Source organism: Neobacillus cucumis, assembly GCF_023715505.1.
Map to the genome: position 1 here is coordinate 135,796 of NZ_JAMBOH010000010.1, position 13,648 is coordinate 149,443.

The window sequence follows — 13,648 nt, forward strand, 5'->3', positions numbered from 1 at the left end:
TCTAGATGAGTCTGATAATCGAACAAGCAGTGAAACAATTATGGGAAGCAGATAATAATAAAGAGCCGATTGCGCCGTTGACAGAAATGTACCCTAATCTTACGCTCGAAGATGCATACGCAATTCAAAAGCAAGTCCAGGCTTGGAAACTCGATTCCGGAAGTCGTGTGATTGGACATAAGATTGGCTTAACTTCAAAGGCCATGCAGAATGCTCTAGGCGTTCCTGAACCAGATTTTGGTTCATTGTTCGATGATACCCTTTTACCGGAAGGAAGTTTTGTAGACTATCAGCAATTTCTGCAGCCAAAGGTAGAAGCAGAATTGGCCTTCGTGATGAAACATGATTTAAAGGGACCGGGGGTACACTTCCATGATGTGATCCGGGCAACGGATTATATCGTGCCCGCTTTTGAAATTATTGATAGCCGCATCAGAAATTGGGAGATTAAGATTCAAGATACGGTAGCAGATAATGCTTCATACGGGGCATTGGTATTGGGAAGCCATGGAATTCGAGTGAGTGACTTGGATTTACGGACGATTGGGCTGGTATTGGAGCAAAACGGTGAAGTCATCGATACAGCTGCAGGCGCAGCGGTGCTCGGTCATCCGGCGGCAGCCGTGGCATGGTTGTGTAACAAGCTGGCTGCATTTGGTGAAGGATTAAAAGCGGGAGATATCGTTCTCTCGGGCTCTTTTACAAAAGCATATGAGGCGAAGCCAGGAGATGTTTATACAGCCCATTTCGGCGGTGTTGGCAGCGTACAAGTTGGTTTTAAGGAAAGGTAAGTTTTTACAAAAACGCTAATTTCGTTTTAAAAATGCTAGGATCATAGAGCCTCACTAGAGTTAAGCGGATTTTCGAATTGCATGAATATAAAATAATTATTAAAAAGGGAGAGTTTCAGCATGTCACATCAATTAAAATATGAAAAGTTACTAGAGAATCTTAAAGGGTTTAACCGCGTTGCCGTCGCTTTTTCAGGTGGCGTTGACAGCACTTTTTTGCTTAAGGCAGCAGTGGAAGCTTTAGGAGCAGAAAATGTCCTTGCAGTAACATCTGATGCTGAGACTTATCCTGAGCGCGAGCTGAAAGAAGCTATGATTTTAGCAAAAGAAATTGGCTGCGAGCATGTGGTTATTCACACAAGCGAACTGAATATTCCGGGCTATGCAGAAAATCCAATCAATCGTTGTTACTTTTGCAAACAGGAGCTTTTCACCAATTTGATTCCAGTTGCCCAAGAACGTGGGTTTAATCAAGTTATTTTCGGAGCCATTGCTGATGATTTGAGTGACTATCGCCCAGGGTTTAAGGCAGCATTGGAAAAAGGAGTTCGTGCACCTCTGCAGGAAGAGGAGTTAACGAAAGCGGACATTCGTGCCTTATCCTATCAGATGAATTTACGTACTTGGGATAAGCCTTCATTTGCGTGTCTTTCTTCTCGGATTCCATATGGTGAGAAGATCACGCAAGAGAAGTTAACGATGATAGATAAGGCGGAACAATTCCTAATGGACCTCGGCTTCCGTCAAGTTAGGGTGCGACAGCATGAGAAATTAGCACGTATCGAAGTTGTACCACAAGATATCCAGAAATTGGCTGGTTTCAACGAAATGATTGTCAGCAAACTGAAGAGTATTGGATATATGTATATCACCATTGATTTGCAAGGTTACCGTTCTGGTAGTTTAAATGAAACAATCAAAACGCCTAAATTAACAATGGTTTAATAAATGGTTTCCAGCGTCTGTGTTTTAAGGTATAAATAAAATAAGTGTTAATTTTTAAATTAACCGCTTATTTTAGTAAATGGAGGGGGAAACAATGCTTCTCTCAGATATTACACAAACACCTGCATTTATGGTTGAGTCGAGCATGCTTCAGCATGAATACGACCAAATTGTAGCGAAGATGAAAGCGTTATCCACTGAGGTAATACCGGTCATTGATCAAGGATGCTGGGCCGGTGTATTTCAATTGTTTTCAAGTTCATTTCCTTCAGGGAAAGAAATGGGATTATGGTTTCAGGATACCCCCTTCTTCTACGAGGATACTGAGATAATAGATATAAAACTTCCTGTCAAGTCTAGTCTAGTTGGCGTGGTTGATAAGAATAATAAATTTATAGGGATAGCAGAGACAGGTAAAATAGTCGAACAGAAAAGAGTTATTTGGACTAAATATAAGGAAGTATATGAGCAGCACAAACATCTTGATGCCGTTATAGATTCTGCGTATGATGGAATTTTGATTACTGATGCACTTGGTGTGGTGACAAGAGTGAACCCAGCCATGTCCCGTTTTTCTGGCATTTTAGAAAACCGTTTTATCGGCCGGCATTTGACTGAACTGTTTAGCCAAGGGGTTTTTAAGGAACCTTCAATTACATGGAAAGCGTTACAGGAAAAACGAGAAGTAATTGGACTGCAGCGATATCCGACCGGTCAAGAACATATTGTAAGCGCTGTGCCCATTATTGATGAGTTTGGAAAAGTGCAGGGGTCAGTTGCGACCGTCCGAGATATGACCGAGCTTGCCAGGCTGCGGGAAGAATTGAATTTTGTGCAAAAACGCAGCCAGGAGTATCAATTAGAAATATTGAAGCTTCGTAAGCAAGTCCTTTCCGACGAAGTGATTGCCGTCTCTCCGAAAATGGTAAGCGTGTTTGATTTAGCAGGAAGGGTAGCCGATTTTGATTCTACTGTTTTGATTTTGGGAGAGTCTGGAGTCGGAAAAGAAGTTCTCGCAAATTTTATTCATAAGAATAGCCGGCGTTCGAAGGGGCCATTTGTAAAAATCAATTGCGGCGCTCTTCCTGCGGATTTGCTTGAATCAGAGTTGTTCGGTTATGAAGCAGGGGCTTTTACGGGTGCCAGCAGATCGGGAAAAAAAGGATTATTTGAGGCAGCCGAAGGAGGCATGATCTTCTTAGATGAAATCGGTGAAATGTCGACTTCCCTTCAAGTAAAAGTTCTCCGCGTCCTCCAGGAACAGGAGTTTACCCGGGTGGGAGGGGTGGAGCCGCTTCAGGTGAATTGCCGGATTATTGCAGCAACCCATCGGAATTTGCAGGAAAGAATTCAGCTGGGATTATTCCGGGAGGACTTATACTACCGGCTTTACGTGGTGCCGATTCATATCCCGCCATTACGGGAAAGACATGAAGACATTCCAGCGATGATTCAGTACTTTTTAAATCGCTACAATCAAAAACATGGAATTCAAAAAGTGATTGACTCGCAAGTCATCCATGCGCTAAAAAATTATTCGTGGCCGGGTAATGTTCGTCAGTTGTCTAATCTAATTGAGCGTTTGGTAGTTACGATATTTGAACCTACCATACTACTGCATCATCTCCCTGAGGATGTTATGACATTTGAAGGCCCGTTGGCAAGGACAGTGTACCATCCAGCAATGCCAAAGGGAAACTCGGAGGTTGCAATAGCTGCTTCCAATTCTGAAATGATAGAAATAACTGAATCCGATACCTATAACGCCTTTAATATTTTAGAACGTGATTTAATCATTGAATCACTCAGTCGATATGGTTCCATTCGGAAGGTTGGACAGGCTCTTGGAGTCTCACATACGACCGTAATTAAAAAGATGAAAAAGTACGGCATTACAAGATAGAGGAAGCACAGGTATTTTCATAAGACAAAGGAGGAGACAACATGAGTTTACAGGAAATATTACATCGTGTTCAGAAGGGTGCAATCTCAGTAGATCAAGCTGAACAAGAGATACAGGGGTTTGAAGATTTGGGATTTGTGAAAATTGACTATGACCGGGAATCCCGGACAGGCTTTCCTGAGGTTATTTTTGGAAGAGGAAAGACGGTTGAGCAAGTTCAAATTATTTTTTCCAAAATCTATCAAAAGCACGGCAAGGCCATGGTTACGCAAGCTACTGAAAAAATGGCCGAGATCATTCAGCAGGCTTTCCCTGATGCCAATTATGATCCGATGTCGCGTTTAATTACAATCGGTCATGGAGAAAAACGATTTGCAGGGAAGGTTGCGGTTCTTTCAGCAGGAACAGCGGATTTGCCAGTTGCCCAGGAAGCTGCTCAGACGGCTGAATGGATGGGAAATGAAGTCGATCGTATTTATGATGTTGGTGTAGCAGGCATTGATCGACTGCTCGCTCAGCGGAAGCGGATTCAGGAGGCCAGCATCGTCATAGTTGTCGCTGGAATGGAAGGGGCATTAGCAAGCGCCGTGGGTGGTTTGGTACGTCGCCCTGTGATTGCTGTTCCGACCAGCGTTGGTTATGGTGCCCATTTATCTGGATTGACACCGCTACTTTCAATGCTTACTTCTTGTGCCGCTGGTGTAACGGTGGTGAATATTGACAATGGATTTGGTGCCGCCGTGGCCGCTTCCATGATTCAGCAAGCCATTAAGGAAGGACCATTGGGCGAATAAGAGGGATTAAGTCTCTTCTTTGAGCTAGAGGAAGTGAACAAGATGGGACAAGAAAAATCTTGTCCTGTTGTTCTCTGGCTATACCGTAAGTTTATATAAATGCTGACTCGGGAGGAAATCGTAATGAAAGCGATTTATTTAGACTGTATTTCTGGGATTTCAGGAGATATGACATTGGGTGCGCTAATCGATATGGGGGCGGATTCATCATATATAGTGGATCATTTAAGGAAATTACCAGTGGATCCATTTGAAATTAAAATACATAAAATCATTAAACTTGGTATCAATGCAACCAAATTGGAAATCAATTTTCCATTATCCTCAGAAAATAGTGAACATATCCATAGTCATGAGTACAGTCACGAGCATGGACATAATCACAGCCATGACCAAGTTCACGAGCATGGACATAATCACAGCCATGACCAAGTTCACGAGCATGGACATAATCACAGCCATGACCAAGTTCACGAGCATGGACATAATCACAGCCGTGACCAAGTTCACGAGCATGGACATAATCACAGCCATGACCAAGTTCACGAGCATGGACATAATCACAGCCATGACCATGTTCACGAGCATAATCATAGCCACAGTCATGACCATGTCCACATGCATGGGCATAGTCATAGCCACGAACATGGGCATGATCATGTCCATCGAAGTGCAGCGATGATTTTAGAAATGATTGAGCAAAGTGATCTACCGCCGAGGGTAAAAGAGCGAAGTCTGGCAATTTTTAAAGAAATCGCGATTGCTGAAGGAAAAATTCATGGAGTCGATCCTAGTGATGTTCATTTCCATGAGGTGGGAGCAATGGATTCAATTATTGACATAATTGGTGTCTGCTTAGCACTTGAAAGTCTTGGTATTGACGACATTTATGCCTCACCTGTACCAACAGGGTCAGGAAAAAAGTGGATGGCGCATGGTTTATATCCAATCCCCGCCCCAGCGACGATGGAATTACTAAGGGGAATTCCGCTAGCTGAACTAAACGTTAAGGGGGAATTAACAACCCCAACTGGAGCAGGAATTTTACGAGCACTTGTGAAAGAATTTATCCTTCCAGGTGGATTTACAGTAGAAGAGATTGGGTATGGTGCTGGGGAGAAAGATTTTGATCATCCGAATGTATTAAGAGTGATGCTTATTACAGCATCCGACTTAAAAAAAAAACATTAAAAGCTGAAGATTTACAAGAGCGTGAATCAATTTTTGTGTTGGAGGCGCAACTGGATGATATGACAGGGGAAGGTCTTGGGTATACAATGGAGCGACTCTTGTCAGCGGGTGCACTCGATGTATTTTATACACCGGTTTACATGAAGAAAAATCGGCCAGGTACGCTTGTGACGGTCTTGGCATCCATAGAATCAGCTGATTACTGTGAAGAAATCTTGTTGGTTGAAACCACGACTCTTGGGGTCCGAAGATGTCATTGGAGCCGTAAAATTCTGGAAAGAAAATTTGTTATTGCTGACACACCTTATGGAAAGATAAAGGTGAAGCAGGCGTTTATGGAGAATAGAATGCTGCACCAAGCCCCTGAATACGAAGATGTGGCAAGAGCGGCAAGAGAACACCAGGTTCCCTTTCAAGAAATATATCAGTCCGCAATGAAATAAAAGAATTAAAATTTAAAAGAAGAGGTGCATAAAAGTATGCACCTCTTTTAGTTTGTGAGATTTTAGTGATATTTTAGTAAAAATATTGATAAATTTTACTCGAGCAAGTAAAATGAAAGTAAGGAAAATTGAAAAGGATTACATTAGCGGAGGACGATAAAATGAACGGTAAAGCACTAAACTCAAAATTTAATGAAATTTTTGAAACGGCACCTGAGAAGTCTTTCTTTGCTCCAGGGAGAATTAATTTAATTGGTGAACATACAGACTATAATGGCGGCCATGTATTTCCATGTGCGATTACGTACGGGACTTATGCAGTTGCTAAGAAGCGTGAAGACAGTAAAGTCCGCTTGTATTCTGCTAACTTCCCGGACAAAGGAATTATTGAGTTTACATTAGACCAGCTTGATTACAATAAAGATGACAATTGGGCTAACTATCCAAAAGGGATGATTCGCTACATTTTAGAGGCAGGATACCCAATCCCAACAGGTTTTGACTGTGTCATCGAAGGAAATATTCCAAATGGTGCAGGTCTTTCCTCTTCGGCATCCATTGAACTATTAACCGGGGTTCTAGTTGCAGGGTTGTTTGGTTTAGAAATTCCACGAATTGATCTAATTAAAATTGGCAAGCAGGTTGAGAATCAGTTTATTGGCGTTAACAGTGGAATTATGGATCAATTCGCAATTGGTATGGGCAAAAAAAATGCAGGGATTTTACTTGATTGTCAGACGCTCAAATATGAATACGCACCTATTAAATTAGAAAACTACAAAATTATCATTATGAATACTAACAAGCGCCGTGAGCTAGCAGACTCCAAATATAATGAGCGCAGAGGAGAATGTGAAGATGCTTTATCGCAGCTGCAGCAGAAGCTTCCAATCGAAGCGCTGGGTCAGCTTTCCGAAAGTGAGTTTGATGAGAATCAGTTCTTGATTACCAACGAAACAGTTCGTAAACGGGCGAAGCATGCGGTGTATGAAAATAGTAGAACATTGCGTGCACTTGAAGAACTTAAAGCAGGAAATCTAGAGACATTCGGGCAGTTAATCAACCAATCTCACATTTCTTTAAGAGATGATTATGAAGTGACTGGAATTGAGCTTGACAGTTTAGTAGAAGCTGCATGGAATCAGCCGGGCGTTCTTGGGGCACGTATGACAGGAGCAGGCTTTGGCGGCTGCGCCATTGCCATTGTTGAAAATGACCAGGTTGACAGCTTTATTGCTAATGTTGGCAATGCATATGCTGACAAGATTGGATATAAAGCTGATTTTTACGTAGCAAGCATCGGTGACGGCGCAAAGGAATTATAATATTGGAAGCTTGAAACTAAAATTAGCATAATTTAATAGTTATCAAAAATTAGGTGGCGATCAAAATGATTTTTCAACTAGTCCAACAATTAATTCAACAAGCGCTTGCTACTCAGTTAATCGAGCGGGAAGACGAGGTATACGCAAGGAATCAAGTACTTGCACTGCTGCAATTGGAGGAGTATAAGGAAGTTGAGATCGGGGGAAGTATCCCGGAAATTCCTGATCTCCTTGAACAAATCGTGGATTATGCAGTCGAGCAAGGTATCATCGAAGATATTTTTGATGTAAAAGATATATTTTCCAGTAAAATCATGAATTGCTTTATCGCACGGCCTTCGAGTGTGAACCAGCAGTTTTATGAAAAATATCAACAAAGTCCAGAGCAGGCGACCGAATATTTCTATCAACTAAGTAAAAACAGCAATTACATCCAGATGAAACGAATCCGACAAAATATCGAGTATAAGGCCGCGACCGAGTACGGCGAGTTAGATATTACAATTAATCTATCGAAACCAGAAAAAGATCCAAAGAGTATCGAACTAGAGAAGCTCGCAAAGAAATCCAGCTATCCGAAATGTTTACTTTGTATCGAAAATGAAGGGTATGCTGGAAGAATCGGCCACCCAGCCCGCTCAAATCATCGGATGATCAGAGTGAATTTAACAGATGAAAATTGGCATTTACAATATTCTCCTTATGTTTATTATAACGAGCATTGCATTGTCTTGTCGGAAACACATACGGATATGAAAATTAGTCCAGTTACGTTTGAAAGACTGTTGGCATTTGTGGAGCAATTCCCACATTACTTCTTAGGGTCTAATGCTGATATTCCAATAGTCGGCGGCTCGATTTTATCGCATGAGCATTATCAAGGCGGGAATTATCAATTTGCGATGGCAAAGGCGGGGGCTGATTGGAGCTTTACCATTGATGGTTTTCCGAATGTAGAATGCTCTGTCGTTAAATGGCCGATGTCGGTGATTCGTTTACGATCATCTGAAACAGGGAATCTGGTGGAAGCAGGAGCCCATATTTTTGAAAGCTGGAAAGCTTACAGTGATGAAGCCCTTGGTATATTGGCTGGGACGGGTGAGACACCGCATAACACGGTTACCCCGATCGCCCGGAAAAATGGTGACTTGTTTGAACTAGATTTGGTTCTCCGTAATAACCGGACAAGTGACGAACATCCGTTAGGAATTTTTCACCCACATGCTGATGTCCATCATATTAAGAAAGAAAATATTGGTCTGATTGAGGTAATGGGATTGGCAGTGCTGCCTGCCCGCCTTAAAGGAGAGCTGGAAGAGGTAGCTAACTTCCTGCTAGGTAAAACTGATGTAGTCGCAGACTATCATTTAGAATGGGCAAATGAATTAAAAGCACACTATGGAATGATTGCAAATGAATCGAATGTGCAAGCGATGGTAAGAGAAGAAGTGGGCAAGAAGTTTTTAAGAGTGTTAGAAGATGCTGGTGTCTTTAAACGGAATGAAGAGGGCGAAGCAGGATTCCGCCGCTTTATCGACACATTATAAACGTCCCTTAATTGAAAAAAGGAAGTGGAATAACAATGAAAATGGAAAAACAGCTTTTTGGCCGTTATAATGGATCAGATGTGATCGAATATACATTTAATAATGATTCAGGAATGTCTGTATCTTGTTTAAATTTCGGCTGTGTGATTACAAAAATCATTGTCCCTGACCGTAATGGAAAGCTAGAAAATGTGGTCCTTGGTTTCGATAACTTTGAAGACTATCCGAAATACTCGCCGTATTTCGGAGCTGTTTGCGGCCGTGTGGCAGGAAGAATTAAGGGTGCAAGTTTTGAACTGGATGGAAAAGAATATGTGCTTGCGCAAAATGAGGCACCAAACCATCTTCATGGTGGTGCTAAAGGGTTCGATTCAGTGATTTGGGAAACGACGCCGGTTGAGGATGAGAACGCTGTTGGGGTGAGATTTTTCTATCATAGTCCAGACGGGGAGGAAGGTTACCCTGGAAACCTGGAAACAACAGTAAATTATTTGCTTACAAATGAAAATGAGCTAAAAGTAACCTATGAAGCAAGGACAGATAAAAAAACAGTAGTGAATTTAACTAATCATTCTTATTTTAATTTAAGCGGGAATATCAAACGGGACTGTTGCGAACACTTGCTTCAATTGGAAAGTGACCGCTTTTTAGAATTGGCTCCTAATCTTATGCCAACAGGGGAAATGCCGGAGACGGCAAATACCCCATTTGATTTTACTACGGGAAGAAAATTGAAAGATGGCATGGAGACTTCCTATCCCCAAAATGTTTTGGTTGGAAAAGGTTACGACCACCCGCTTATTTTTTCAAAAGAAGGGGAAAATCGAATTGTGCTAAGTGAGGAAGAGAGCGGACGGATCCTTGAGATAACTACAGACCAGCCCTGCGTTGTTCTCTATACTTCCAATATGTTAGATGGAGAGTTTGAAATTTCAGGTGAAAAGGCTAGAAATTATTTAGGTGTCTGCTTAGAGACGCAAGGGCTGCCGGATGCCATCCATCATCCAAGCTTTCCATCGGTCACATTAAATCCAGAGGATGTATATCGTGCTAATACCACGTATCGTTTCTTAACCAATACGTTAGGTGATTAATTTATGGCCACAATAAAAGATATTGCTCAGTTAGCAGGGGTTTCGATTGCAACAGTTTCGCGCGTACTGAATTATGATACGACGCTTTCTGTCAGCGATGAAACAAAAAAGAGGATTTTTGAGGCAGCAGAGGAGCTTTCATATAAGAAAAAACCAGCTAAAAGGCAGGATTCCGGCAGGATTGCCGTCCTCCAATGGTATACCGAAAAGGAAGAACTTGAAGATTTATATTATATGTCGATACGGCTAGGTGTTGAAAACCGCTGTCGTCATCAGGGTCTCCAACTTGTTAAGTATTTCCAGGATAACTATGAAGAACTAAGAGAAGATACTGAGCTCCAAGGGTTAATCGCCATTGGTAAGTTTAGCTGCAAGCAAGTGGGTGAGCTCCGGTCCATTACGAAGAATATTGTGTTTGTCGATACCTCTCCAGATGAAGAGCAGTTTGATTCGATTGTGATTGATTTTGAGAAGGCGACAAAAAAGGTGCTTGATCATTTTATCGAAAAGGGTCATAAGCAAATTGGCTATATCGGCGGCAAAGAGGAATTTAAAGATAAGACTTCTGCAATTGAAGATGCAAGAGAAGAAACCTTTAAACGCTATTTAACAGAAAAGGGAATATTCGACAAGTGCTATATGTATAATGGCAAATTTTCGGCGGATGATGGCCATGCCCTGATGAAACAGGCTATCGGGGAACATGGTGATAACTTACCGACAGCTTTCTTTGCGGGAAATGACTCCATTGCTGTCGGGGCCTTAAGGGCATTACTAGAAGAAGGAATCGCAGTGCCGGATCGGGTTAACATCATTGGTGTTAATGATATCAGCATCTCGAAATATGTTTTCCCAACCTTGAGCACCGTCAAAGTTTATACGGAGTTGATGGGTGAGACTGCAGTTGATACTCTGCTAGAGCGAATCGAAGGCAGAAAGACTGCCAAAAAGATTCTTATCGCTACAAAACTCATTATTCGAAATAGCAGCTTTTAGAACATAAAAAGAGCCGCTTTGTCCACACTATTTGTGGATAAAGTGGCTTTTTTGTTTTTAGTCTAGAAATCCTAACTCAAAGGGGACAGTAAAATATGCTAAAAAGGCTAAAGGGAAAATCAAAATTATTTGCTATAACAATTTCATCTTCTTTACTTTATTCAGGTTTCACCTTTGACCTCGCATCCGCAGAGACCGAATATTTACCCAGAGTACAAAAAAGCCAAACATCTACTATACAAAAAAATGCCCCTTACCTGGCTGATGCAGCTTCCATTGACAGAGTTATTCGAGCCATGACCTTAGAGGAAAAAGCAAAATTTGTTGTGGGGGTAGGAATGCCTGGTATATCAAGAGGACCATTTGAAATAACAGGAGCGGTGGGTGGTACGTATGGAGTTCCGCGACTTGGTATTCCTGAATTGCGGTTGGCAGATGGGCCAGCAGGATTAAGGATCCGTCCTACAAGACCTGGGCAGAATCAAACCTATTTCGCAACTGCCTTCCCGATTGCCACATCATTGGCATCTACTTGGGATACAGCTGTGGCTGAAGCGGTGGGCGAGGCTCAGGGAAATGAAGTAAAAGAATATGGAATAGATCTGTTTTTAGCACCTGCTCTAGATATCCAGAGGAATCCGTTAAACGGCAGAAACTTTGAGTATTATTCGGAGGATCCCTTAATCTCTGGAAAAATGGCAGCTTCTTTTGTGAATGGGATTCAATCCAATGGTGTAGGGGCAACCATAAAACATTTTGCTGCAAACAACCAGGAAACAAACCGGATGATTATTGATACGATCGTATCCCAACGCGCGTTAAGGGAAATTTATTTAAAAGGATTTGAAATAGCCGTAAAAGAGTCCAGCCCTTGGGCAGTTATGAGCTCCTATAATAAAATCAATGGAACATATGCGTCCGAAAGCACTGATTTATTAACGACAGTATTAAGAAAAGATTGGGGTTATAAAGGCTTTGTAATGACCGACTGGTTTGCTGGTAAGGACCCAGTGGAACAAATGAAGGCTGGTAATGGTTTAATTATGCCAGGGTCGCCAAAAAAATCTAATCTTATTAGGTTAGCTGTAGAAGGCGGAAGATTAAACGAGAAAATACTAGATCGAAATATTAAGAACATTCTACGCATCGTCATTCAAACGCCTGAGTTTAAGAAATATCAAAATTCTGACCAGCCTGATTTAAAGGCACATGCAATGTTGGCAAGAAAGGCTGCTTCAGAAGGAATGGTCCTATTAAAAAATAAAGAACGAGCTCTGCCTATTAATAAAAATAAAAAGATTGCATTATTCGGGAATACACAGATTGAGACCATTAAGGGCGGGAATGGCAGCGGTGACGTAAACGCAGCCTATACGGTATCAATTGCAGAAGGTTTAAAGGAAGCTGGCTACCAAATTAATCAAGAGTTATTAAGTAAATATAAAACCTATATTGATTCATTACGCCAGCAAGAGCCATATAAAATTAAGCCGCATCCATGGGGTGAAGATTTTGGAAAATTGGCCCCAGTGATCCCTGAGAAACCTTTACAGGAGAGTGAAATTACTGCTGCCTCAAAAGACACGGATCTGGGGATCATCGTTATTGGACGAAATTCTGGAGAAGCTGAAGACCGAAAAGTGGTAAAAGGGGATTACCTTTTAAGTGATGCTGAACAGGATATGATTTCAAGAGTAACAACCGAGTACCATAACCAAGGGAAAAAAGTGGCAGTGATTCTGAACATTGGAGGGCCAATTGAAGTAGCAAGCTGGAGGGATAAGGTGGATTCCATTCTCGTAGCATGGCAGCCAGGTCAGGAAGCGGGAAATGCTGTAGCCGATGTAGTATCTGGTATAGTGAATCCTTCTGGGAAATTGACCACTACTTTTCCTGTAAAGTACAGTGATGTCCCATCAGCAGCTAACTTTCCAGGAACACCTGCTGAAAACCCAGCTAAAGTAATTTATGAGGAAGGTATTTATGTCGGCTATCGGTATTTTACTACCTTTGGAGTAAAACCTGCTTATGAGTTTGGCTATGGTTTATCCTACACAGACTTTGACATTAGCCATGTGCAAATCAACAAGGGCAAGAAATTTAAGGACAAACTCACTATTAGTGCCATGGTTGAAAATACCGGCAGCCTTCCAGGAAGAGAAGTAGTTCAGGTCTATGTTTCAGCGCCAGATGGAGGGCTTGAAAAGCCTTCAGTAGAATTAAGGGCTTTTGCCAAAACAAAGGTGTTACAACCTAATCAGCGTCAACTGCTTCATTTCAATCTCAATGCTAAAGACCTAGCTTCATTTGACGAAGAAAAATCCACTTGGGTACTTGAAAAAGGCACCTATACAGTAAAAGTAGGCGCATCGTCCGAAAATATAAAAGGGTCTGCAACTTATACGGTCGACCATGATGTGATTGTACAAAAAGTCAGTGATGTCCTAAAACCTAAAGTTGACTTTAAGCAGCCTACTAAACAATAAATTGAAAAAACCAGCTTGCATTAAAAGGAAATGCAGGCTGGTTTTTTCTTGGTTTCACCCGAGAAACTCGATTGCTATTAAGAAACAGCTCACATAATTCAGATTGTCGATTTTTGGGATGTTACGTATAATG

At 41.6% G+C, this 13,648-nt stretch carries 11 protein-coding genes; all 11 read left to right on the plus strand.

Annotation, left to right across the window (positions count from 1 at the left end; genetic code table 11):
- Positions 1-5 precede the first annotated feature (5 nt).
- The 11 genes from M3226_RS16140 to M3226_RS16190 all read left to right on the plus strand — a co-directional run bounded on the left by M3226_RS16140 (position 6) and on the right by M3226_RS16190 (position 13,515).
- Entirely contained in the window at positions 6-791 is a 786-nt protein-coding gene (locus M3226_RS16140; RefSeq protein ID WP_251566818.1) for a 2-keto-4-pentenoate hydratase, read from the plus strand.
- Between the two features lie 120 nt (positions 792-911).
- Positions 912-1,736, plus strand: coding sequence for an ATP-dependent sacrificial sulfur transferase LarE (larE, locus tag M3226_RS16145; RefSeq protein ID WP_144567176.1), 825 nt, complete (start codon positions 912-914; stop codon positions 1,734-1,736).
- 94 nt (positions 1,737-1,830) lie between these two features.
- Positions 1,831-3,639, plus strand: coding sequence for a sigma-54 interaction domain-containing protein (locus M3226_RS16150; protein WP_251566820.1), 1,809 nt, complete (start codon positions 1,831-1,833; stop codon positions 3,637-3,639).
- 41 nt (positions 3,640-3,680) lie between these two features.
- The gene (gene larB, locus M3226_RS16155) at positions 3,681-4,433 is read left to right on the plus strand and encodes a nickel pincer cofactor biosynthesis protein LarB (protein ID WP_251566822.1); all 753 of its coding nucleotides are present in this window, start codon (positions 3,681-3,683) and stop codon (positions 4,431-4,433) included.
- Positions 4,434-4,556: 123 nt separating this feature from the next.
- On the plus strand, positions 4,557-5,624 hold the full coding sequence (larC, locus tag M3226_RS16160; RefSeq protein WP_251566824.1) for a LarC family nickel insertion protein: 1,068 nt from the start codon (positions 4,557-4,559) through the stop codon (positions 5,622-5,624).
- Positions 5,625-5,683: 59 nt separating this feature from the next.
- Complete coding sequence (gene larC, locus M3226_RS16165) at positions 5,684-6,067, plus strand: nickel insertion protein (RefSeq protein ID WP_251566826.1); 384 nt, start codon at positions 5,684-5,686, stop codon at positions 6,065-6,067.
- 161 nt (positions 6,068-6,228) lie between these two features.
- Complete coding sequence (locus tag M3226_RS16170) at positions 6,229-7,392, plus strand: galactokinase (RefSeq protein ID WP_251566828.1); 1,164 nt, start codon at positions 6,229-6,231, stop codon at positions 7,390-7,392.
- A 65-nt stretch (positions 7,393-7,457) separates the two neighbouring features.
- On the plus strand, positions 7,458-8,939 hold the full coding sequence (gene galT / locus M3226_RS16175; RefSeq protein ID WP_251566829.1) for a UDP-glucose--hexose-1-phosphate uridylyltransferase: 1,482 nt from the start codon (positions 7,458-7,460) through the stop codon (positions 8,937-8,939).
- 35 nt (positions 8,940-8,974) lie between these two features.
- A complete protein-coding gene (locus M3226_RS16180) occupies positions 8,975-10,033 on the plus strand; it encodes an aldose epimerase family protein (protein ID WP_251566831.1) in 1,059 nt (352 codons plus the stop codon).
- Positions 10,034-10,036: 3 nt separating this feature from the next.
- Entirely contained in the window at positions 10,037-11,029 is a 993-nt protein-coding gene (locus M3226_RS16185) for a LacI family DNA-binding transcriptional regulator (protein WP_251566833.1), read from the plus strand.
- Positions 11,030-11,124: 95 nt separating this feature from the next.
- Positions 11,125-13,515: a beta-glucosidase gene (locus M3226_RS16190; RefSeq protein ID WP_251566834.1), complete on the plus strand. Its 2,391-nt coding sequence runs from the start codon at positions 11,125-11,127 to the stop codon at positions 13,513-13,515.
- Positions 13,516-13,648: the final 133 nt, after the last annotated feature.

Coding starts and splice junctions, on each gene's coding strand:
- M3226_RS16140 (WP_251566818.1), top strand. CDS start 6: ATGAGTCTGATAATCGAACAAGCAGTGAAACAATTATGGGAAGCAGAT.
- larE (WP_144567176.1), top strand. CDS start 912: ATGTCACATCAATTAAAATATGAAAAGTTACTAGAGAATCTTAAAGGG.
- M3226_RS16150 (WP_251566820.1), top strand. CDS start 1,831: ATGCTTCTCTCAGATATTACACAAACACCTGCATTTATGGTTGAGTCG.
- larB (WP_251566822.1), top strand. CDS start 3,681: ATGAGTTTACAGGAAATATTACATCGTGTTCAGAAGGGTGCAATCTCA.
- larC (WP_251566824.1), top strand. CDS start 4,557: ATGAAAGCGATTTATTTAGACTGTATTTCTGGGATTTCAGGAGATATG.
- larC (WP_251566826.1), top strand. CDS start 5,684: ATGACAGGGGAAGGTCTTGGGTATACAATGGAGCGACTCTTGTCAGCG.
- M3226_RS16170 (WP_251566828.1), top strand. CDS start 6,229: ATGAACGGTAAAGCACTAAACTCAAAATTTAATGAAATTTTTGAAACG.
- galT (WP_251566829.1), top strand. CDS start 7,458: ATGATTTTTCAACTAGTCCAACAATTAATTCAACAAGCGCTTGCTACT.
- M3226_RS16180 (WP_251566831.1), top strand. CDS start 8,975: ATGAAAATGGAAAAACAGCTTTTTGGCCGTTATAATGGATCAGATGTG.
- M3226_RS16185 (WP_251566833.1), top strand. CDS start 10,037: ATGGCCACAATAAAAGATATTGCTCAGTTAGCAGGGGTTTCGATTGCA.
- M3226_RS16190 (WP_251566834.1), top strand. CDS start 11,125: ATGCTAAAAAGGCTAAAGGGAAAATCAAAATTATTTGCTATAACAATT.